Source organism: Enterobacter sp. MGH 37, from assembly GCF_000534515.1.
Classification (GTDB): domain Bacteria; phylum Pseudomonadota; class Gammaproteobacteria; order Enterobacterales; family Enterobacteriaceae; genus Enterobacter; species Enterobacter kobei.
Map to the genome: position 1 here is coordinate 1,234,380 of NZ_KI973206.1, position 21,961 is coordinate 1,256,340.

Sequence of the window (21,961 nt, forward strand, 5' to 3'; positions counted from 1 at the left end):
GTGATTTATGGCTGCAACCAAGCCTGCATTTAACCCTCCGGGTAAAAAAGGTGACATGATTTTCAGCGCGCTGGTCAAACTGGCTGCGCTGATTGTGCTATTGCTGCTGGGCGGCATTATCGTGTCTCTGATTTTCTCCTCCTGGCCGAGCATTCAGAAATTCGGTTTCTCCTTCCTGTGGACCAAAGAGTGGGATGCGCCGAACGACGTTTACGGTGCGCTGGTGCCCATTTACGGCACGCTGGTGACCTCGTTCATCGCTCTGCTGATTGCGGTTCCGGTAAGCTTCGGTATTGCCCTGTTCCTGACGGAACTGGCGCCAGGCTGGCTGCGTCGTCCGCTGGGCATCGCCATTGAACTGCTGGCGGCCATTCCAAGTATTGTGTACGGCATGTGGGGCCTGTTTATCTTTGCGCCTCTGTTTGCCACATACTTCCAGGAGCCGGTGGGAAATGTTCTTTCTGCCATTCCGTTTGTGGGCGCCCTCTTCTCTGGCCCGGCATTCGGCATTGGTATTCTTGCGGCAGGGGTGATCCTCGCCATCATGATTATTCCGTACATTGCGGCGGTTATGCGCGATGTCTTTGAACAAACGCCGGTGATGATGAAAGAGTCGGCCTACGGCATCGGCTGCACCACCTGGGAAGTCATCTGGCGCATTGTCCTTCCGTTCACCAAAAATGGGGTGATCGGCGGCGTCATGCTGGGATTAGGCCGTGCGTTGGGTGAAACCATGGCGGTCACCTTTATCATCGGTAACACCTACCAGCTCGACAGCGTCTCTCTGTATATGCCGGGTAACAGTATTACCTCAGCACTGGCGAACGAGTTTGCCGAAGCGGAATCCGGGCTGCACGTCGCGGCGCTGATGGAACTGGGTCTGATTCTGTTCGTTATCACCTTCATTGTTCTGGCGATTTCCAAGCTGATGATCCTGCGTCTCGCGAAAAATGAGGGGGCACGCTGATGGCGACTCTCGAAATGCAAAGCACCGCTCAGCTGGCGGAATCCCGCCGCAAAATGCAGGCAAAGCGTCGTTTTAAAAACCGCATTGCGCTGACGCTTTCCATGGCGACGATGGCGTTCGGCCTGTTCTGGCTGATCTGGATCCTGATGTCCACCATCACCCGTGGTATTGATGGCATGTCGCTGGCGCTATTCACCGAAATGACGCCGCCGCCAAACACGGCGGGTGGTGGTCTGGCGAACGCCCTGGCGGGGAGTGGATTACTGATCCTGTGGGCGACCGTGTTCGGTACGCCGCTGGGCATTATGGCGGGTATCTACCTGGCAGAGTACGGGCGTAAATCCTGGCTGGCTGAGGTGATTCGCTTCATTAACGACATCCTGCTTTCTGCTCCGTCGATTGTCGTGGGTCTGTTTGTTTACACCATCGTGGTTGCGCAAATGGAACACTTCTCCGGCTGGGCGGGTGTGATTGCGCTGGCGCTGCTGCAGGTGCCTATTGTGATTCGTACCACCGAGAACATGCTGAAACTGGTGCCGGACAGCCTGCGTGAAGCGGCTTATGCGCTGGGTACGCCGAAGTGGAAAATGATCTCTGCGATTACGCTGAAAGCGTCGGTATCCGGGATCATGACCGGGATTCTGCTGGCTATCGCCCGTATTGCCGGTGAAACGGCTCCGCTGCTGTTTACTGCCCTCTCCAACCAGTTCTGGAGCACGGACATGATGCAGCCGATCGCCAACCTGCCGGTGACGATCTTTAAATTTGCGATGAGCCCATTCGCGGAATGGCAGCAGCTGGCCTGGGCCGGGGTGCTGATCATCACCCTTTGCGTACTGTTGCTGAACATTCTGGCGCGCGTCATTTTCGCGAAGAAGAAACACGGTTAATTTTTTACGGCGCGGCAGCTCGCGGCGCCGAATGAGGAAAAGAGTCAATGAGTATGGTTGATACTGCCCCGGGTAAGATTCAGGTTCGTGATTTGAACTTCTACTACGGCAAATTCCATGCCCTGAAGAACATCAACCTGGATATCGCGAAGAACCAGGTCACGGCATTTATCGGTCCGTCTGGCTGTGGTAAATCCACGCTGCTGCGTACCTTTAACAAAATGTATTCGCTCTATCCGGAGCAGCGTGCTGAAGGTGAAATCATCCTGGACGGTGAAAACATTCTGACCCAGGCGCAGGATATCGCCCTGCTGCGCGCCAAAGTGGGGATGGTGTTCCAGAAACCGACGCCGTTCCCGATGTCCATTTATGACAACATCGCCTTTGGCGTTCGTCTGTTTGAAAAGCTTTCCCGTGCCGATATGGACGAGCGCGTGCAGTGGGCGTTGACCAAGGCCGCATTATGGAACGAAACCAAAGATAAACTTCACCAGAGCGGGTACTCTCTGTCCGGTGGTCAGCAGCAGCGTCTGTGCATTGCGCGCGGTATTGCTATTCGCCCGGAAGTGTTGCTGCTTGATGAGCCGTGTTCAGCGCTGGACCCGATCTCAACTGGCCGTATTGAAGAGCTGATCACCGAGCTGAAGCAGGATTACACCGTGGTTATCGTGACCCACAACATGCAGCAGGCTGCGCGTTGCTCCGATCACACCGCGTTTATGTACCTGGGCGAGCTGATCGAGTTCAGCGATACGGACGCGCTGTTCACCAGACCGGCGAAGAAACAAACCGAAGATTACATTACTGGCCGCTACGGTTGATTTGGAGTGAATCATGGACAACCTCAATCTTAACAAACACATTTCCGGCCAGTTCAACGCAGAGCTGGAGAGTATTCGCACGCAGGTGATGACCATGGGTGGCATGGTTGAACAGCAGCTTTCCGATGCGATTACGGCGATGCACAACCAGGACAGCGAGCTGGCGAAGCGCGTCATTGAAGGCGACAAGAACGTCAACATGATGGAAGTCGCCATCGACGAAGCGTGCGTGCGCATTATCGCGAAACGTCAGCCGACGGCGAGCGATCTGCGTCTGGTGATGGCCATCATCAAAACCATCGCCGAGCTGGAGCGTATTGGTGACGTGGCCGACAAAATCTGCCGCACCGCGCTGGAGAAATTCTCTCAGCAGCACCAGCCGCTGCTGGTGAGCCTGGAGTCACTGGGTCGGCACACCGTGCAGATGCTGCACGACGTGCTGGATGCTTTTGCGCGTATGGATCTGGACGAAGCGGTGCGTATCTACCGGGAAGACAAGAAGGTCGACCAGGAATATGAAGGCATCGTGCGTCAGCTGATGACCTACATGATGGAAGACTCCCGTACCATCCCAAGCGTGCTGACCGCCCTGTTCTGCGCGCGCTCCATCGAGCGTATCGGCGACCGCTGCCAGAATATTTGCGAATACATTTTCTACTTCGTGAAGGGTCAGGACTTCCGTCACGTCGGCGGCGACGAGCTGGACAAGCTGCTGGCGGGTAAAGACCCGAAAGAGTGATTTTTGTGGCGGGTGGCGCTAGCGCTTACCCGCCCTGCCTTAGCTTAACGCGTAATATCCCACCCGCGCGCTTTCCACAGCTCCGGCAACTGCGCCAGATCGGTAAAGGTCGTCACGTTTGGATGAACGATCGGCTTGTTGTGCGGATCGGCACAGAAGTAAAACACCTCCATCCCTGCATCAATGCCGGACTGCGCACCCGCAGACGAGTCATCCACCAGAATGCAGTTCTCGACGTTGACGTTCATCGCTTTGGCCGCATGGAACATCAGCGCCGGGTCGGGCTTCCAGCGCTGGATATCGTAGCCGCTGAACAGTTTTTCCGGGAAATGGTGCAACATTTCAAGCTTGCCGAGCGAGTGTTGCATTTTGCTGACCGGACCGTTAGAGACCACGCAGATCGGCACCGTCATCGCATCCAGCAGCGCGTTTGCGCCTGATATGACTTCCAGCTCTGAGTCGAACAGGCGTGCAACCTCGGCGCGATAGACCGGCTCCAGATCCGCTTTTGCCAGAAAGACACCGTGTTCTTCGTTAATGATGTCGATAATCTCGTAGAGCTTCACGCCCTTAAAGCGCTTAAACACCTCTTCGAGCTCCAGCGTAATGCCAAATTCCTGGAACATGGTGACATACGCGCGGGAACAAATGACCTCACTGTCGACCAGCGTACCGTCGCAGTCAAAAAATACCGCTTCAATTCCGGACATGCCTTTCCCTTTTAACAAGTTTAACGTTTTCGTACGGCAGTTCGCCGGGACGCAATCGTTGCCGTATAAGCAAAATCAATGAAAAAAGTATCACGTAACTGCCACTATTGTCGCATTTTGGTATAGGATAGCGACGAATTTTCCCTCCTTGTTCGGAAATTGATGATGAGTCAACAACACACTACCCAGACATCTGGTCAGGGTCTGCTTGAGCGCGTGTTTAAACTGCGCGAGCACGGCACAACGGCACGCACCGAAGTGATCGCCGGTTTCACCACCTTCCTGACGATGGTCTACATCGTTTTTGTGAACCCTCAAATTCTGGGCGTTGCTGGCATGGATACCAGCGCCGTCTTTGTGACTACCTGTCTGATTGCGGCGCTTGGCAGCATCCTGATGGGCGTGTTCGCTAACCTGCCGGTTGCGCTGGCTCCCGCTATGGGTCTGAACGCCTTCTTCGCGTTCGTGGTGGTTCAGGCGATGGGGCTGCCGTGGCAGGTAGGCATGGGCGCAATTTTCTGGGGCGCTATTGGTCTGCTGCTGCTGACCATTTTCCGCGTACGTTACTGGATGATCGCGAACATTCCGGTGAGCCTGCGCGTGGGTATTACCAGCGGTATTGGTCTGTTCATCGGTATGATGGGGCTGAAAAACGCCGGTGTGATCGTTGCGAACCCGGAAACGCTGGTGAGCATTGGTCATCTGACCTCGCATAACGTGCTGCTGGGCGTGCTGGGCTTCTTCATCATTGCGATCCTGGCCTCCCGCAATATTCATGCGGCGGTGCTGGTGTCCATCGTGGTCACGACCTTACTGGGCTGGGTGCTGGGCGACGTTCACTATAACGGTATCGTCTCTGCGCCACCGAGCGTTTCAACCGTGATTGGTCACGTTGACCTGGCGGGTTCCCTGAACCTGGGCCTGGCGGGTGTGATTTTCTCCTTCATGCTGGTCAACCTGTTTGACTCCTCCGGTACGCTGATTGGCGTGACGGACAAAGCAGGTCTGGCGGATGAGAAAGGGAAATTCCCACGCATGAAGCAGGCGCTGTTTGTGGATAGCATCTCTTCCGTCGCGGGCTCTTTCATCGGCACCTCGTCTGTTACCGCTTACATTGAATCCTCTTCCGGCGTGTCCGTGGGCGGTCGTACCGGCCTGACGGCAGTGGTGGTGGGTATTCTGTTCCTGCTGGTGATCTTCCTCTCTCCGCTGGCGGGTATGGTTCCTCCGTATGCGGCAGCTGGCGCGCTGATTTACGTGGGGGTGCTGATGACCTCCAGCCTGTCACGCGTGAAGTGGGATGATTTAACCGAAGCGGTGCCGGCGTTTATTACCGCCGTGATGATGCCATTCAGCTTCTCGATCACCGAAGGTATCGCGCTGGGCTTTATCTCGTACTGCGTGATGAAGATCGGTACCGGCCGCTTCCGCGATCTCAGCCCGTGCGTGATTGTTGTTGCGCTGCTGTTTGTGCTGAAGATTGTGTTTATCGATGCGCACTAAGGTGCGGTTTGTGGTGTCAGGTGGCGCTTCGCTTACCTGACCTACTGAAGAGTGTAGGCCCGGTAAGCGCTAGCGCCACCGGGCTTTTTTATCAGGCTTTGACTCGCTTAATATAATCCCCAAACGCCGTCAGCTGACCAGACAGATGGTCACGCGTGCTCTGGTCCACCACGTCACCCGTCTGCGGGTCGACCTTGTTCTGAATCACGCCACCCATAAACTCCGGCTTGTTCATCACCATCGCATCCAGGAATACCAGGATCTGGCGCAGGTGGTACTGGCAGCGTGCGCCACCAATGGCACCCATAGAACTGGTCTGGATGAGTACCGGTTTACCCGCCAGCGGCTGCTCAGGTAAACGGGACAGCCAGTCGATGGCATTCTTCAGGCCACCCGGAACCGAGTAGTTATACTCCGGGGTGACAATGACCACACCGTCGGCCTGACGGATCTGATCTGCCAGCGCCTCAACGCTCTGCGGGAACCCTTCTTCCTGCTGGACATCTGCATCATACAGCGGGATGTCACCAATAGACGGCAGGGCGCTAATCTCCATACCTGCCGGTGCCAGCTGTGGCAGCGTGCGGGCAACCATCCCGTTAAATGAACCTTTGCGCAGGCTTCCCAGTAACGTAACAACTTTCAACGTATCAGACATGATTACTCCTGTTTCATCATGATGACCCTGAATGGATCAGCTAAGGATGTATGCTTTTTCTGCCGGTAAACTGGTTAATCGCATCAGACGTGCGGCGGGTTCGTTGGCCCGCTCGGGCACATCCGGAAGAGTACGCCATCCCTCTTTACTGTCAAATGCCCAAACCTTTAGCCGTTCGATGGCGGGGCTGACGGCAACGGACCATATCAACACATCTTCTGCATCGCTGAGCGCTTCTACAAGCGTTGCCTGAGCGGCACGCAGGCGTCCGGAGCCTGGCAACAGCTGCAACTGACGGGCGTCATCTGAGGCACAACCGCAGAGCTTGCGGATGCTCTGGCGCAGGGTGATGAGCTGAGCTCTGGCCTCGACGGGATCGGTTTGGTTGCGCACCCAGAGTTTTTCATTACTTGAGAGCGGGTAGTCATCGTGCGGGCTTGCACCGTGGAATCCTCGCGTTGCACGCTGAAGCTCCATATCCAGCCCGCAATCCCCCTCGGTGGTTAGCGCTACACCAATGATATTCCCCGTGTAGGCAATAGAAAAACGGGGGAGATCCGGGTCGGCAAAGACCGGGCGGCCTTCGGGTTGGGTGATGATCTCAGGCAGTTCGCTGGTGCCATACAGCATGAACATCAGTTCTGCGAGCAGCGCTCTGGACGCTAAAAAACGCGTTCTGCGGTGTTCGGGGAGTTTGAGCGCCTCACTGTGACAGGCGGAGGAGATTCTGGCCGATACGAGACGTCCTTCTGTGAGTATCCCTCTTGCAAAGTGCGTTGCCATTTTTCGCTCCTTGATAATGGTCGTATTCGGTTAAACGGTTACATGATTATCGCTCAACTTGCCTCCTGTTTTAATCAGTAAATGGGCGTAAGAGAAGCCTTAGGACCGAACTTTACATTTTCTTAGGCAAAAATCGGACTGTTGGCACCGTATAAGGCCTTGATGGTCTCCCGTAGCCAGAGGATTTTCGGATTATGGCTGTTACGTTTATGCCAGATCAGCGTGAAGGGAACGGTCAGCTTTTCAGCCTGCGCTTCGTCAATGGGAATGGGAAGCGCGATCAGCTTCCGCTGGTGGAGGTGATTATAGTGATGGCAGTAGTGCGGAGCGGTGGCGATATAGTTATGACCGGGCTGGGCCGCCATAAACATCGCCTGTTCGAAGCCCGGCTGGCTCATGGCGATGGTGCGCTCACGTCCCATCTCCTTGAGAACTTCATCAAGCGCCCAGGTGTCGCTGCGTTCCCAGAAGATGCTGATATGGGGGTAGCGCAGGAAGCTCTCCAGATCCCACTCTTCCAGAAGTGCCGGATGGTCCTCGCGCAGATAGACGCACGGACGGTCGCTAAACAGGATTTCGTAGTCGATAAACCACGGCATCAGTTTCAGCAGTTCCCGTGAGCGCGGGTGCGTTTCGCGGCCGGTGAAGCCCACATCCACTTCCCCGCGCGTAATGGCGTCCAGCGAATCGTAATCCCAGTGACGCATCTTCACCGTTGCCTGAGGATAGCGCTGGTTCACCTGTTCCAGCAGGTCATTAAAGCGGATCAGCATCAACGGCGTTTCTGCAGCCAGCATGAACGTTAGCCCGCCCGGCGAATCATGATGGAATTTGTCGAGGATCTGGTTGCCGATTTGCATCCAGTCCGCCAGGTCCTGCTCCAGGCTGACCGTTAGCGGCGTGGGCAGTAGCCCTAACGGCGTTTTGACAAACAGCGGGTCGTCGAACCAGTCGCGCAGCTTGCCCAGTGATTTACTTACCGCTGACGGCGTGACGTTCATCCGCTTTGCGGCTTTGGTGACGCTGCGCTCCTGCAGCAAAAGCTGCAGACAAAGCAAAAGGTTAAGATCGAGATTGCTGATGGGCTTCTTCATAGTTTGCCGCAGGCTGGATAACCAAAAGTAAAGTGATGCAGACCATGCTACAGCCAATCAGAATCCCGATCAGCATATTGAGCGCGTTAAGTCCGATGACCGCCGCCAGCCAAATCCACAGCGATGAACCGCAGACCTGCGCGATCCCCAGCACCGAGCTTGCCACGCCTGCCCGCAGCGAGAACGGGCCGAGCGCCTGGCTCATCGCGACGCCAAACCCAACCGAGAATCCGGCGCAAATGAGGGTAATGCCCACCAGCATCACCGCGTGTGAGCTTGCCGTCGCCAGGATCAGACCTGCAGCGAGGAACAGCACCTGCGAGGTCAGCATCAGCATGCGCTGGCTGAAAATATTGAGTGCAAAAGGAGTGGAGAAGGAGACGGCCATACTGACCATGGCGGTTAAGGCCATCACCGTTGAATATTCTCCGCGATCGAAGCCCATGGTCTCCATCAGCAAAACCGGTGAAACGTTTACATAGGTCAGGATCACCGCCACGCTGAGCGTAGTGACGGCCAGGCGACTGAGGAAAAAGCGGTTGATGAGCTTCTCGGCCGGGTGAATGCTTGCGGTATGACCGCTATTCTGCGAACCCGGGTGGGTCTCTTTCAGCACGGCAATCGACAGGATAAACACCAGCGTCCCCATGGCTGCCATGGTCCAGAACAGGCTTTGCCACGGGAGTTTCAGCATGATCAGATAGCCTACGACGGGAGCCAGCACCGGGATGATGCAGGTTATGCCGTTCAGCATGGAGAGCACCTTCGCGCGACGCTGGGCGCTTAAGGTATCGCGCAGGATCGCAAAGGCCACCACATAGCAGCCACCCGCTCCAATGCCCTGAATAAAACGTCCTGTCAGGAACAGGGTGCTTTCCTGGGCGACGGAACACAGTATCGATGCCAGGGCGAACACAATCGCACCGGTAATCGCGACAGGCTGACGACCTGCCTTATCCGCAATTTTTCCCGCAAACACCATCGACGACGCCATCCCCGCGAGGTAGGCCGAAAACGCAATATGCAGCTGCGCTTCGCTGGCACCCAGATCGCGGGCGATGTGCGGTAATCCCACCAGATACATATCAATGCCAGACGGATAAAGCAGAACGAGCGCAAAACTACAAAACAGAAAACGAGCCATAAACCCCCCATGGATGCAGGCAAGCAGAATAGGGGGAGAAGAGGGATTAGGCGAGTTGCCATTTGGACAATGGTGATTTCCTGGGAGGAAATCACCATGGATTAGCGAGTGTCATTTGCCAATACAGAAGCTCGAGAAAATCCTTCCCAGCAGATCGTCCGAGGTAAACTCCCCGGTGATCTCACTCAGATTTTGCTGCGCCAGGCGCAGCTCTTCCGCCAGCAGTTCACCCGCCCAGGCGCCGATCAGCTGTGCTTTGCCCTGGTCGAGATGACGGGCCGCCTCTTCCAGCGCCTGCAGATGACGACGGCGCGCAAGGAAGCCGCCCTCCATGCTGGTGTCAAAGCCCATGCTCTGCTTGAGATGGTTACGCAGGTCGTCCACGCCCTCACCGGTGCGCGCCGACAGGCGAATGAGCGAGTGACCATTCACATCGCTGATACCCAGCGTTTCACCGGTCACGTCTGCTTTGTTGCGCACTACGGTGATCGGCAGCTTAGCCGGCAGGCGGGCGATAAAATCTGGCCAGATCTCAGCCGGGTCAACGGCGTCGGTGGTGGTGCCGTCCACCATAAACAGCACGCGGTCAGCCTGCTCGATCTCCTGCCAGGCGCGTTCAATACCGATACGCTCAACTTCATCGCTGGCATCGCGCAGACCGGCGGTATCGATAATGTGCAGCGGCATCCCGTCGATGTGGATATGCTCGCGCAGCACGTCGCGGGTGGTACCGGCAATGTCGGTCACAATGGCCGCTTCACGGCCCGCCAGGGCGTTCAACAGGCTCGATTTCCCGGCGTTCGGGCGCCCGGCAATGACCACCTTCATCCCTTCGCGCAGCAGGCTGCCCTGACGCGCCTCGGCGCGCACCGCGTCGAGGTCGCTCATCACCTGGTTGAGCTGGGCTTCGATTTTTCCGTCAGAGAGGAAGTCGATCTCCTCGTCAGGGAAGTCGATAGCTGCTTCCACGTAGATCCGAAGGTGAGTAAGTGCTTCCACCAGGTGATTCACGCGGGCAGAAAATGCCCCCTGCAGCGAGTTCAGGGCGGAGCGGGCCGCCTGTTCAGAACTGGCGTCGATCAGGTCGGCAATCGCCTCGGCCTGGGCCAGGTCAAGCTTATCGTTCAGAAAAGCACGCTCGGAGAACTCGCCCGGCTTCGCAATTCGCAGGCCCGGCAGGGTCAGAATACGTTTTAACAGCAGGTCGAGGATCACCGGGCCGCCGTGGCCCTGCAGCTCAAGCACGTCTTCGCCGGTAAAGGAGTTCGGGCCGGGGAACCACAGCGCAATGCCCTGGTCCAGCGGCGTGCCGTCGCTGTCTTTAAATGGCAGGTAATCCGCGTAGCGCGGTTTTGGCAGTTTACCCAGCACCGCTTCGGCCACCTCGCGCGCCTTCAGGCCGGAGATGCGCAGAATACCTACACCACCGCGTCCCGGTGGGGTTGCCTGGGCGACGATAGTGTCGTTATGGCTCATGGTTGCTCTCGTTCAATACAAATAAAAAAGGCGGTCAATCGACCGCCCTTATTTTAGCGTTAACTTATCGGATCAGGACTTTTTCTTTTCGCGGCTATGCAGGCCACGTTTTTCCAGACCACGGTAAATCAGCTGCTGCTGGATGATGGTCACCAGGTTGCTGACGATATAGTACAGCACCAGACCTGACGGGAACCACAGGAAGAACACGGTGAAGATGACCGGCATAAAGGTCATGATCTTCTGCTGCATCGGGTCGGTCACGGTGGTCGGCGACATCTTCTGGATGAAGAACATCGTCACGCCCATCAGGATCGGCAGGATGTAGTACGGGTCCTGTGCAGACAGGTCATGGATCCACAGGGCGAACGGCGCATGGCGCAGCTCAACGGAACCCATCAGCATGTAGTACAGCGCAAGGAAGATTGGCATCTGAATCAGCAGCGGGAAGCAACCACCCAGCGGGTTCACTTTCTCTGCTTTATACAGGGCCATCATTTCCTGGCTCTGACGCTGTTTGTCATCGCCCAGACGCTCACGCATTGCCTGAATCTTCGGCTGCAGCATACGCATCTTCGCCATGGAGGTGTACTGCGCTTTGGTCAGCGGGTACATGATGCCACGAACGATAAAGGTGATAACGATGATGGAGAAGCCCCAGTTACCCAGGAAGCTGTGGATGAACTTCAGCAGCTTAAACAGCGGCTGAGAGATGAACCACAACCAACCATAATCGACGGTCAGATCCAGGTGCGGCGCAACAGCAGCCATTTTGTCCTGGATTTCCGGGCCGACCCACAGGGTGCTTGCCAGCTTACCGGTTTGACCCGGCTGAACCAGAACTGGCTGAGATTTGTAGCCGATGGCTGCAATACCGTTGCCCAGGTTCGCGGTGTAGAAGTTATTGGTACCGTCGTTATTTGGCACCCATGCAGTCGCGAAATACTGCTGCAGCATTGCCACCCAACCGCCTTTAGCACTGACGTTCAGGTTTTCGTTATCGGCAATGGTGTCGAACTTGTATTTCTCATACTTCGCGTCAGGCGTGGAGTATGCCGCGCCACGGAAGGTGTGCAGCGCGAAGTTGCTGCTTCCGGTGTCACGGTGAGACGGCAGATTGATGGACTGCTTCAGCTGACCGAAGGTAGACAGTTCCAGCGGTTTCGCACCGGTGTTCTGTACGCTGTAGCCCACGTTTACCGCATATTCACCGCGTTTCAGGGTGAAGGTTTTGGTGAACGTGTTGCCTGCCGCGTCGGTATAGGTCATCGGGATAACGAGTTCGTTCTGGCCATCAGCCAGCGCAAAGGTGTCGCTCTCGACGTTATACAGTGGACGCGCACCGTTAGCCGGGTTATCCGGGCCATCACGACCGGTCAGGCCGCTCTGCGCCTGGTAGATAAACTCTGGCGTGGTTTCCAGTAACTGGAACGGTTCGGTAGACTTCAGCTCTTTCGGGTAGGTCAACAGCAGCGCCTGCTCAACATCACCACCACGGGTGTTGATAGTCAGCTCAAGCACATCGGTCTTAACCGTAATCTGTTTCCCCTGGCCACTGGCCGGTACGCCCTGGTCGGCGGCGCTACCCGCTGCGGTGGTCGTAGTCTGCGTGGTCTGCTGCTGGGGTTGAGGATTTTTATCCTGCTCCCATGCCTGCCAGATCATGAAAGACACGAACAACAAAGCGATGATAAGAAGATTGCGTTGCGAATCCATCGTTAGTGTTCTCTGGTATCAAAAGGTCCTGGGGGGACGGGGTCGTCTCCACCGGGGTGTAAAGGGTGGCATTTTAATACGCGTTTCACCGTCAACCAACTGCCTTTTATCACTCCAAACCTGCGCAATGCCTCAATTCCGTAGCTTGAGCATGTTGGTGTGAAACGGCAGTGCGGCCCGAGTAGCGGACTAATCAGGCGTTGATAGACCCGAATGAGGGCTATCAGGACCCGTGAGCCAGGCGACAGTGGCGGCGCCATAATTTTTCCAACGCTTCCGAGAGAGCACGGTTATCGAGGTCGGCAACCCCCTTTTTAGCCACCACCACGAAATCCATAGAAGGCAGTTCGTGCTGACGTAAACGGAAGCTTTCACGCGTCAGACGTTTAATCCGATTGCGTTCATGCGCGCGCTTAACGTTTTTCTTGGCGACTGTGAGACCGATGCGGGGATGCCCCAGCGAATTTTGGCGGCCGAGGATGGTGATTTGCGGCGTGCCAGCCCGTTGTGGCTGCTGGAAGACGAAAGTGAAATGAGTGGGAGTTAACAAACGTAACTCCCTGGGAAATGCGAGCTTAACCACTCAGGGGTTAGCTTTATTACTTGGAAACGGTCAGACGAGCGCGGCCTTTAGCACGACGACGTGCCAGAACCTGACGACCATTTTTAGTAGCCATACGAGCACGGAAGCCGTGAGAACGGTTGCGCTTCAGTACAGACGGTTGAAAAGTGCGTTTCATGGCGATTTCTACCTAAACTTGAATAAATTCACTGACTTTTGCGTATACCCGAACGAGTTTCGAACGACTAACGCCTCAGCGTGGGTGATTAAAGAGGCCGGATTGTAATAATTGTACACTCCGGAGTCAATTCTCTTTCCTTATTTCCCGCGTATTTCCGCACGATTTCGCGTGGAAAATGAGCAACGGACGACGCAGGAAGATGAGCATCACGCGCCGGGTCGAGGATTATACGGGCTCGGCAACAAAGCGCAAGGATCGTCCCGGATCTTCGTTAGATCATTTAAGCAATAAATTGTCGTTGCTCATTAAATTTTCCAATATGCGGGCTAAATCGCGAGGCACTCGCGCCAGGATCGTTTACACTTACCCGGTTTCGGATCTTCCTGTGGATAAATCGGGAAGAATCTGTGAGAAACAGAAGATCTCTGGCTCAGTTTAGGCTATGATCCGCGGTCCCGATCGGGATCCCAGGATCCTGGTCAGGATTAAATTGCAGATAGCAATTCGCACGTCACCCTTTGCACAGGGTCATGTCGATGTGCGCCAACAATCATGAATATTCAATAGTTTTCTTTTATTGTTCGAGTGGAGTCCGCCGTGTCACTTTCGCTTTGGCAGCAGTGTCTTGCCCGATTGCAGGATGAGTTACCAGCCACAGAATTCAGTATGTGGATCCGCCCGTTGCAGGCGGAGCTGAGCGATAACACGCTGGCTTTGTATGCGCCAAACCGTTTTGTGCTCGATTGGGTAAGAGACAAGTACCTTAATAACATCAACGGCCTGCTGAACGATTTCTGCGGGTCAGATGTCCCGCAGCTGCGTTTTGAAGTGGGCACCAGGCCCGTCACCCAAACCGTTCGTGAAACCGTGAATGTCGCAGCGCCAGCTCAGGCCGCTCCTGCGCCAGCCCCTCGCGTTGCACCTGCTCGTCAGGGCTGGGATAACGTGCCTGCACCGGCAGAGCCAACCTACCGTTCCAACGTTAACGTGAAGCACACGTTCGATAACTTCGTTGAAGGTAAGTCGAACCAGCTGGCGCGCGCGGCGGCTCGTCAGGTTGCTGATAACCCCGGTGGCGCCTACAACCCGCTGTTCCTGTATGGCGGCACGGGTCTGGGTAAAACGCACCTGCTGCACGCGGTGGGTAACGGCATTATGGCCCGCAAGCCGAATGCGAAAGTGGTGTATATGCACTCCGAGCGCTTCGTTCAGGACATGGTAAAAGCCCTGCAAAACAATGCGATCGAAGAGTTTAAACGCTACTACCGTTCCGTTGATGCGTTGCTGATCGATGACATCCAGTTCTTTGCCAATAAAGAACGATCGCAGGAAGAATTTTTCCACACCTTCAACGCCCTGCTGGAAGGTAATCAGCAGATCATTCTGACCTCGGATCGTTATCCTAAAGAGATCAACGGCGTTGAAGATCGTCTGAAATCCCGCTTCGGCTGGGGCCTGACCGTGGCGATCGAGCCGCCGGAGCTGGAAACCCGCGTCGCGATCCTGATGAAAAAAGCCGATGAGAACGACATTCGCCTGCCGGGTGAAGTGGCGTTCTTTATTGCCAAGCGTCTTCGTTCCAATGTGCGTGAGCTGGAAGGAGCACTGAACCGCGTGATCGCCAATGCCAACTTTACCGGTCGTGCGATCACCATCGATTTTGTGCGAGAAGCGCTGCGTGATCTGCTGGCATTGCAGGAAAAACTGGTCACTATCGACAATATTCAAAAGACGGTGGCCGAGTACTACAAGATCAAAGTGGCAGATTTACTGTCTAAACGTCGTTCCCGCTCGGTGGCGCGTCCGCGTCAGATGGCGATGGCGCTGGCAAAGGAGTTAACCAACCACAGTCTGCCGGAAATCGGCGATGCGTTTGGTGGCCGTGACCATACGACCGTGCTGCATGCGTGCCGCAAGATTGAGCAGTTACGCGAAGAAAGCCACGACATAAAAGAAGATTTCTCCAATTTAATCAGAACACTATCATCGTGACGCTATGAAATTTACCGTTGAACGTGAACATTTATTAAAACCGCTGCAACAGGTGAGTGGCCCATTAGGTGGCCGCCCAACGCTGCCTATTCTCGGAAACCTGCTGCTTCAGGTCGCGGACGGTACGCTGTCGCTGACCGGTACAGATCTGGAAATGGAAATGATCGCGCGCGTTACGCTGACGCAGCCGCACGACGCGGGCGCGACCACGGTTCCGGCACGTAAATTCTTTGATATCTGCCGTGGGCTGCCGGAAGGCGCTGAAATTGCCGTGCAGCTGGAAGGCGATCGTATGCTGGTGCGCTCTGGCCGCAGCCGTTTTTCGCTCTCCACGCTGCCTGCTGCAGACTTCCCGAATCTGGACGACTGGCAGAGTGAAGTTGAATTCACCCTGCCGCAGGCGACGATGAAGCGTTTGATTGAAGCCACGCAGTTCTCCATGGCGCATCAGGACGTTCGTTACTACTTAAACGGCATGCTGTTCGAAACCGAAGGCGAAGAGCTGCGTACCGTAGCGACCGACGGCCACCGTCTGGCGGTCTGTTCTATGCCGATTGGCGACTCGCTGCCAAACCATTCGGTGATCGTGCCGCGTAAAGGGGTGATTGAGCTGATGCGTATGCTCGACGGTGGCGACACGCCGCTGCGCGTGCAGATCGGCAGCAATAACATCCGCGCGCATGTGGGCGATTTTGTCTTCACTTCGAAGCTGGTTGACGGCCGTTTCCCGGATTATCGCCGCGTATTGCCGAAGAACCCGGACAAAACGCTGGAAGCGGGCTGCGATAGCCTCAAGCAGGCGTTTGCCCGTGCCGCCATTCTCTCTAACGAGAAATTCCGCGGCGTGCGTCTGTACGTGAGTGAAAACCAGATCAAAATCACCGCCAATAACCCGGAGCAGGAAGAGGCAGAAGAGATTCTGGACGTCACCTACGCCGGAACCGAGATGGAAATCGGTTTCAACGTCAGCTATGTGCTGGACGTGCTGAACGCGCTGAAATGCGAGAACGTGCGCATTCTGCTGACCGACTCCGTATCGAGCGTACAGATTGAAGATGCTGCCAGCCAAAGCGCGGCTTATGTTGTCATGCCAATGAGACTGTAATGTCGCTCACCCGTCTGTTGATCCGCGACTTTCGCAACATCGAAAGCGCGGATCTCGCTCTCTCCCCTGGCTTTAACTTCCTGGTTGGCGCAAACGGCAGTGGCAAAACCAGCGTGCTGGAAGCCATCTATACGCTCGGCCATGGTCGGGCGTTTCGCAGTTTGCAGATTGGCCGCGTCATTCGCCACGAGCAGGAATCTTTTGTTCTGCATGGGCGTTTGCAGGGGGCGGAGCGAGAAACCGCCATTGGCCTGACCAAAGACAAGCAGGGCGACAGCAAGGTACGCATCGACGGCACCGACGGCCACAAGGTGGCGGAGCTGGCGCTGCTCATGCCGATGCAGCTGATTACGCCCGAGGGGTTTACTTTACTCAACGGCGGCCCCAAATACAGAAGAGCATTCCTCGACTGGGGATGCTTTCACAACGAAGCCGGTTTCTTTAACGCCTGGAGCAACCTGAAGCGCCTGCTCAAGCAGCGTAACGCCGCGTTGCGCCAGGTCACCCGTTACGCCCAGCTGCGCCCGTGGGATTTGGAGCTTATCCCTCTCGCGGAACAGATCAGCCGCTGGCGTGCCGAATACAGCGCAGGTATCGCCGAAGACATGGCCGACACCTGCAAACAGTTTTTACCCGAGTTCTCTCTCACCTTCTCCTTCCAGCGCGGCTGGGAGAAAGAGACGGATTATGCCGAGGTGTTAGAGAGAAACTTCGAGCGCGACCGCATGCTGACCTACACCGCGCACGGCCCGCACAAGGCGGATTTCCGCATTCGTGCCGACGGTGCGCCGGTGGAAGACACATTGTCGCGCGGGCAACTCAAGCTCCTGATGTGCGCACTGCGCCTGGCGCAGGGAGAGTTCCTCACTCGCGAAAGCGGGCGACGCTGCCTGTACCTGATAGATGATTTTGCCTCGGAACTTGACGACGCGCGGCGCGGGCTGCTTGCCAGCCGCTTAAAAGCCACGCAGTCGCAGGTTTTCGTCAGCGCGATTAGCGCTGAACACGTTATGGACATGTCGGACGAAAATTCGAAGATGTTTACCGTGGAAAAGGGTAAAATAACGGATTAACCCAAGTTGAAATGAGCGAGAAACGTTGATGTCGAATTCTTATGACTCCTCCAGTATCAAAGTCCTGAAAGGGCTGGATGCGGTGCGTAAGCGCCCGGGTATGTATATCGGCGACACGGATGACGGCACCGGTCTGCACCACATGGTATTCGAGGTGGTAGATAACGCTATCGACGAAGCGCTCGCGGGTCACTGTAAAGACATCGTGGTCACCATCCATGCGGATAACTCCGTCTCCGTCACTGATGATGGCCGTGGCATCCCAACCGGTATTCACCCGGAAGAGGGCGTCTCTGCTGCGGAAGTGATCATGACCGTTCTGCACGCAGGCGGTAAGTTTGACGATAACTCCTATAAAGTTTCCGGCGGCCTGCACGGCGTAGGCGTCTCCGTGGTTAACGCCCTGTCGCAGAAGCTGGAGCTGGTTATCCAGCGTGAAGGCAAAATTCACCGTCAGCTTTATACGCACGGCGTGCCGCAGGCACCGCTGGCCGTCACTGGCGACACGGACAAAACCGGTACCATGGTGCGTTTCTGGCCGAGCCTCGAAACCTTCACCAACGTCACCGAATTCGAGTATGACATCCTGGCGAAACGCCTGCGTGAACTGTCGTTCCTGAACTCCGGTGTGTCGATTCGTCTGCGCGACAAGCGTGACAACAAAGAAGACCACTTCCACTACGAAGGCGGGATCAAGGCGTTCGTTGAGTATCTGAATAAGAATAAAACGCCAATTCACCCGAATATCTTCTACTTCTCCACAGAAAAAGACGGTATCGGCGTTGAAGTGGCGTTGCAGTGGAACGATGGTTTCCAGGAAAACATCTACTGCTTCACCAACAACATTCCACAGCGTGACGGCGGTACGCACCTGGCGGGCTTCCGCGCGGCGATGACCCGTACCCTGAACGCCTACATGGACAAAGAAGGCTACAGCAAAAAAGCGAAAGTCAGCGCCACCGGCGACGATGCCCGTGAAGGTTTGATTGCCGTTGTCTCCGTGAAAGTGCCGGATCCGAAGTTCTCATCACAGACCAAAGATAAGCTGGTCTCTTCTGAGGTGAAATCGGCGGTTGAACAGCAGATGAACGAACTGCTGAGCGAATACCTGCTGGAAAACCCGTCTGACGCGAAAATCGTTGTCGGCAAAATTATTGACGCGGCACGTGCTCGTGAAGCTGCGCGTAAAGCCCGTGAAATGACCCGTCGTAAAGGCGCTCTGGACTTAGCGGGTCTGCCAGGCAAGCTGGCTGACTGCCAGGAACGCGACCCGGCGCTCTCTGAACTGTACCTTGTGGAAGGGGACTCCGCGGGCGGTTCTGCGAAGCAGGGCCGTAATCGTAAGAACCAGGCAATCCTGCCGTTGAAGGGTAAAATCCTCAACGTTGAGAAGGCGCGCTTCGACAAAATGCTCTCTTCTCAGGAAGTAGCGACGCTTATCACCGCGCTGGGCTGCGGCATTGGGCGTGACGAGTACAACCCGGACAAACTGCGTTATCACAGCATCATCATCATGACCGATGCGGACGTCGACGGCTCGCACATCCGTACGCTGCTGTTGACCTTCTTCTATCGTCAGATGCCGGAAATCGTTGAACGTGGCCACGTCTACATTGCACAGCCACCGCTGTACAAAGTGAAGAAAGGCAAGCAGGAACAGTACATTAAAGATGACGATGCGATGGATCAGTACCAAATCGCGATCGCGCTTGACGGTGCAACCCTGCACGCGAACTCTCATGCACCTGCACTGGCCGGCGAGCCGCTGGAGCGTCTGGTTTCTGAGTTCAACGCCACTCAGAAAATGATTGGTCGTATGGAGCGTCGTTATCCGAAAGCGCTGCTGAAGGAGCTGATCTATCAGCCAACCCTGACCGAAGCCGAACTGAGCGACGAACAGGCAGTTACCCGCTGGGTGAACACCCTGGTGAGCGAGCTGAACGAGAAAGAGCAACACGGTAGCCAGTGGAAATTTGACGTTCAGCAGAACGCGGCCCAGCAGTTCGAGCCGATTGTTCGCGTGCGCACCCACGGCGTCGACACCGACTACCCGCTGGAGCACGAATTCGTGACCGGTCCGGAATATCGTCGTATCTGCACCCTCGGCGAGAAGCTGCGCGGTCTGATCGAAGACGATGCGTTTATCGAGCGTGGCGAACGTCGTCAGCCGGTAGCCAGCTTCGAGCAGGCGCTGGACTGGCTGGTGAAAGAGTCCCGTCGCGGTCTTTCTATTCAGCGTTATAAAGGTCTGGGTGAAATGAACCCGGATCAGCTGTGGGAAACCACCATGGATCCAGAAAGCCGTCGTATGCTGCGCGTCACCGTGAAAGATGCGATTGCAGCCGACCAGCTGTTCACGACGTTGATGGGCGATGCGGTTGAACCACGCCGTGCCTTCATCGAAGAGAACGCGCTGAAAGCGGCGAATATCGATATTTAATCGTAGTGAGATTGCTTTACTGAGGCCGCGCATTTAGCGCGGTTTTTTTATGGGTGCAGACAAATCCAGCGACAGCACTGACGGTAAACGGCTGGCGAGCATATCGACGGCAATTCTGACTCTCAGTGGCAGATGTGGCGTCTTTTGCCAGACTGCATGAACGTCGAAGCGCACTTCCGGTGCCTGCTTTAACAGCGGGATGAGTTTTCCCTGATGAATTTCTCTGCTGGCCATCCAGCAGGGCAGCCACGCAATGCCGTGTCCGGCCAGCGCCGCATCGCAGATAGCCTGCAAGTCGTCCATGTTGAGTGAGGAGCGGGGAGTAAAGGTGTGCGACGTCCCTTCGTTATCCATCAGCTCCCAGGGCAAAACTCTGCCTGCGCGCAGATAGTTAATGGCTGCATGGTGTGCTAAATCCGCAACGCTTTGTGGCTGGCCCCTCTCCAGCAGGTAATCCGGCGCGGCGCACAGCACCATCCGGTGCTCCCCCAGCCTTCTGGCGACCAGCATGCTACTGTCCTGCAGCGTGCCGTTACGTACCGCCATATCGAATCCTTCCTCCACGAGATCCACCACGCGGTCGCTGAAAGACATTTCCAGTTCAAGACCGGGGTGCTCCTGCGCCAGTTCTATCAGCAAAGGGGCAACGCACTGACGGCCAAACAGAACCGGCATGGCGACGCGCAGGCGGCCACGGATCTGCTGTTTCCCGGACTCAAGCAACGATTCTGCGCCCCGAATCTCCTCCAGCGCGCGCAGGCAGCGTTCATAAAAAAGTGCGCCGTTATCGGTCAGCTTCAGGCTACGGGTGGTGCGCTGAAACAGACGAACGCCAAGACGCTGTTCAAGGCGAGCGATGCTTTTTCCTACCGCCGAGCGTGACAAATGCAGACGCATGGCGGCCTGAGCAAAACTTCCCGCCTCCACGGCGGCGACAAAAACAGGGATATCCTTCAGCGTATCGCTCATGAATTGTATCTTTTGTGGCGTCAATAAAGAGAAAACTTATCGCCACTGGAGAGATTAAGTCAACGGTAGACTGTCAGAACTGAAGCTTAATAGATGGCAGGAGTAAATTATGACAGAGACAATGCAACGCTGGTCCATGAATGCCCTCGGGCGCGAGAACCTCAGACTCATTCAGGAACCTGTTCAAACGCCTGGCCCGGGTGAAGTGCGCGTACGGGTAAATGCCGTTGCACTTAACTATCGCGATAAAATGGTTATTGAAGGCACGATGCCGATTCCGCTTACCTTCCCGTTTACCCCTGCGTCTGACATGGCGGGCGTGGTGGACAGCACGGGCGAAGGCGTAACACGTTTCAAACCCGGCGCTCGCGTCATTTCCACTTTCTTCCCGGAGTGGATCGACGGCAGGCCACAGGCGGACGCGCGCAATTTGCCCTATAAAACCTCCGGCGGCTATTTCCAGGGAATGCTGGCCGAGTATGTGATTGTGAAGGAAGACGCGCTGGTGGCCGCCCCGGACACTCTGGACGATGCAGAAGCCAGCACGCTGCCCTGCGCAGGGCTTACCGCCTGGTTCGCGCTGGTGGAGCGCGGTCAGTTACGTGCCGGGCAATCGGTACTGGTGCAGGGGACGGGCGGCGTGGCGATATTCGCCCTGCAGATCGCAAAAGCGCACGGCGCAGAGGTGTTTGTCACCTCGGGGAGCGATGAAAAACTGGCGCTGGCCAAAAAACTGGGCGCCAGCCAGGTCATCAACCGGCTGAAAGGTGACTGGGCTGAAAATACCCTGGCGCTCACGCAGGATCGCGGCATCGACCATATTATCGAAACCGTGGGGGGAGAGAACCTGAAGCATTCCCTGCGCGCCGTTGCCGTTCACGGGCGTATTTCTGTTATTGGCGTGCTGGCCGGAAGTGAGATTTCGCTGTCCGCTGGCGAACTGTTGCTGAAATCTCCGGTCATTCAGGGGATTGGCGTCGGGCACCGCCGGGCGCTGGAAGATTTCGTCCGCGCTGTGGATGTGACGGGACTGAAACCTGTGATCGAGCATCGCTACCGCTTTGATGAACTCGAACAGGCGCTTAAACACCTGGATCGCGGTGCGTTTGGCAAAATTGTCCTGACCCGCGAGTAAGGC

21 protein-coding genes are annotated in these 21,961 nt (G+C 56.0%); 10 read left to right on the forward strand and 11 right to left on the reverse strand.

Annotation, left to right across the window (positions count from 1 at the left end; translation table 11 throughout):
* Positions 1 to 7 precede the first annotated feature (7 nt).
* Genes pstC through phoU form a run of 4 tightly spaced genes read left to right on the forward strand, consistent with a single transcriptional unit; the run spans position 8 to position 3,417 of the window.
* Positions 8 to 967 (forward strand): phosphate ABC transporter permease PstC, encoded by a 960-nt coding sequence (pstC, locus tag L383_RS05440; protein WP_014881892.1) that lies wholly within the window; start codon positions 8 to 10, stop codon positions 965 to 967.
* Positions 967 to 1,857, forward strand: coding sequence for a phosphate ABC transporter permease PstA (gene pstA, locus L383_RS05435; protein WP_014881893.1), 891 nt, complete (start codon positions 967 to 969; stop codon positions 1,855 to 1,857). The genes pstC and pstA overlap by 1 nt, the downstream gene beginning before the upstream one ends.
* A 47-nt stretch (positions 1,858 to 1,904) precedes the next feature.
* The gene (gene pstB, locus L383_RS05430; RefSeq protein WP_010426574.1) at positions 1,905 to 2,678 is read left to right on the forward strand and encodes a phosphate ABC transporter ATP-binding protein PstB; all 774 of its coding nucleotides are present in this window, start codon (positions 1,905 to 1,907) and stop codon (positions 2,676 to 2,678) included.
* 13 nt (positions 2,679 to 2,691) lie between these two features.
* Positions 2,692 to 3,417, forward strand: coding sequence for a phosphate signaling complex protein PhoU (phoU, locus tag L383_RS05425; protein ID WP_008500182.1), 726 nt, complete (start codon positions 2,692 to 2,694; stop codon positions 3,415 to 3,417).
* 44 nt (positions 3,418 to 3,461) lie between these two features.
* Here phoU and yieH read toward each other — a convergent pair whose 3' ends face one another.
* Positions 3,462 to 4,127 (reverse strand): 6-phosphogluconate phosphatase, encoded by a 666-nt coding sequence (gene yieH, locus L383_RS05420; RefSeq protein ID WP_023331663.1) that lies wholly within the window; start codon positions 4,125 to 4,127, stop codon positions 3,462 to 3,464.
* Positions 4,128 to 4,292: 165 nt separating this feature from the next.
* On the opposite strand from yieH, the gene adeP reads away from it, so the two are divergent.
* Complete coding sequence (gene adeP, locus L383_RS05415) at positions 4,293 to 5,630, forward strand: adenine permease AdeP (protein WP_141192613.1); 1,338 nt, start codon at positions 4,293 to 4,295, stop codon at positions 5,628 to 5,630.
* A 91-nt stretch (positions 5,631 to 5,721) separates the two neighbouring features.
* Here adeP and L383_RS05410 read toward each other — a convergent pair whose 3' ends face one another.
* From L383_RS05410 to rpmH, 9 genes are all read right to left on the reverse strand, one after another.
* A complete protein-coding gene (locus tag L383_RS05410) occupies positions 5,722 to 6,288 on the reverse strand; it encodes an NADPH-dependent FMN reductase (RefSeq protein WP_014881896.1) in 567 nt (188 codons plus the stop codon).
* A 36-nt stretch (positions 6,289 to 6,324) separates the two neighbouring features.
* Positions 6,325 to 7,071 carry a 4'-phosphopantetheinyl transferase family protein gene (locus tag L383_RS05405; RefSeq protein WP_014881897.1) on the reverse strand — a complete coding sequence of 249 codons (747 nt, stop codon included), beginning with the start codon at positions 7,069 to 7,071 and terminating at the stop codon, positions 6,325 to 6,327.
* A gap of 122 nt (positions 7,072 to 7,193) precedes the next feature.
* Positions 7,194 to 8,165: an HTH-type transcriptional regulator YidZ gene (yidZ, locus tag L383_RS05400; protein ID WP_023331665.1), complete on the reverse strand. Its 972-nt coding sequence runs from the start codon at positions 8,163 to 8,165 to the stop codon at positions 7,194 to 7,196.
* Positions 8,134 to 9,309, reverse strand: coding sequence for an MFS transporter (locus L383_RS05395; protein ID WP_014881899.1), 1,176 nt, complete (start codon positions 9,307 to 9,309; stop codon positions 8,134 to 8,136). Before L383_RS05395 ends, yidZ begins: the two co-directional genes overlap by 32 nt.
* 111 nt (positions 9,310 to 9,420) lie before the next feature.
* Positions 9,421 to 10,785, reverse strand: a complete 1,365-nt coding sequence (mnmE, locus tag L383_RS05390) for a tRNA uridine-5-carboxymethylaminomethyl(34) synthesis GTPase MnmE (RefSeq protein WP_014881900.1) — start codon at positions 10,783 to 10,785, stop codon at positions 9,421 to 9,423.
* A gap of 72 nt (positions 10,786 to 10,857) precedes the next feature.
* On the reverse strand, positions 10,858 to 12,501 hold the full coding sequence (gene yidC / locus L383_RS05385) for a membrane protein insertase YidC (RefSeq protein WP_014881901.1): 1,644 nt from the start codon (positions 12,499 to 12,501) through the stop codon (positions 10,858 to 10,860).
* A 2-nt stretch (positions 12,502 to 12,503) separates the two neighbouring features.
* Positions 12,504 to 12,761 (reverse strand): membrane protein insertion efficiency factor YidD, encoded by a 258-nt coding sequence (yidD, locus tag L383_RS25315; protein WP_001307474.1) that lies wholly within the window; start codon positions 12,759 to 12,761, stop codon positions 12,504 to 12,506.
* Entirely contained in the window at positions 12,725 to 13,084 is a 360-nt protein-coding gene (gene rnpA, locus L383_RS05380; RefSeq protein ID WP_014072458.1) for a ribonuclease P protein component, read from the reverse strand. Before rnpA ends, yidD begins: the two co-directional genes overlap by 37 nt.
* Positions 13,085 to 13,100: 16 nt before the next feature.
* Positions 13,101 to 13,241, reverse strand: coding sequence for a 50S ribosomal protein L34 (rpmH, locus tag L383_RS0124275; RefSeq protein ID WP_000831330.1), 141 nt, complete (start codon positions 13,239 to 13,241; stop codon positions 13,101 to 13,103).
* Positions 13,242 to 13,841: 600 nt separating this feature from the next.
* Here rpmH and dnaA point away from each other — a divergent pair.
* Genes dnaA through gyrB form a run of 4 tightly spaced genes read left to right on the forward strand, consistent with a single transcriptional unit; the run spans position 13,842 to position 19,854 of the window.
* Entirely contained in the window at positions 13,842 to 15,236 is a 1,395-nt protein-coding gene (gene dnaA / locus L383_RS05375; RefSeq protein ID WP_014881902.1) for a chromosomal replication initiator protein DnaA, read from the forward strand.
* Between the two features lie 4 nt (positions 15,237 to 15,240).
* Positions 15,241 to 16,341, forward strand: coding sequence for a DNA polymerase III subunit beta (gene dnaN / locus L383_RS05370; RefSeq protein WP_010426557.1), 1,101 nt, complete (start codon positions 15,241 to 15,243; stop codon positions 16,339 to 16,341).
* Positions 16,341 to 17,414 (forward strand): DNA replication/repair protein RecF, encoded by a 1,074-nt coding sequence (gene recF / locus L383_RS05365; RefSeq protein WP_014881903.1) that lies wholly within the window; start codon positions 16,341 to 16,343, stop codon positions 17,412 to 17,414. Before dnaN ends, recF begins: the two co-directional genes overlap by 1 nt.
* Positions 17,415 to 17,442: 28 nt before the next feature.
* Complete coding sequence (gene gyrB / locus L383_RS05360) at positions 17,443 to 19,854, forward strand: DNA topoisomerase (ATP-hydrolyzing) subunit B (protein ID WP_014881904.1); 2,412 nt, start codon at positions 17,443 to 17,445, stop codon at positions 19,852 to 19,854.
* Positions 19,855 to 19,887: 33 nt separating this feature from the next.
* Here gyrB and L383_RS05355 read toward each other — a convergent pair whose 3' ends face one another.
* Positions 19,888 to 20,823 (reverse strand): LysR family transcriptional regulator, encoded by a 936-nt coding sequence (locus L383_RS05355; RefSeq protein WP_023331666.1) that lies wholly within the window; start codon positions 20,821 to 20,823, stop codon positions 19,888 to 19,890.
* Between the two features lie 109 nt (positions 20,824 to 20,932).
* On the opposite strand from L383_RS05355, the gene L383_RS05350 reads away from it, so the two are divergent.
* Positions 20,933 to 21,958 carry a zinc-dependent alcohol dehydrogenase family protein gene (locus L383_RS05350; RefSeq protein ID WP_023331667.1) on the forward strand — a complete coding sequence of 342 codons (1,026 nt, stop codon included), beginning with the start codon at positions 20,933 to 20,935 and terminating at the stop codon, positions 21,956 to 21,958.
* The last annotated feature ends 3 nt before the right edge of the window (positions 21,959 to 21,961 follow it).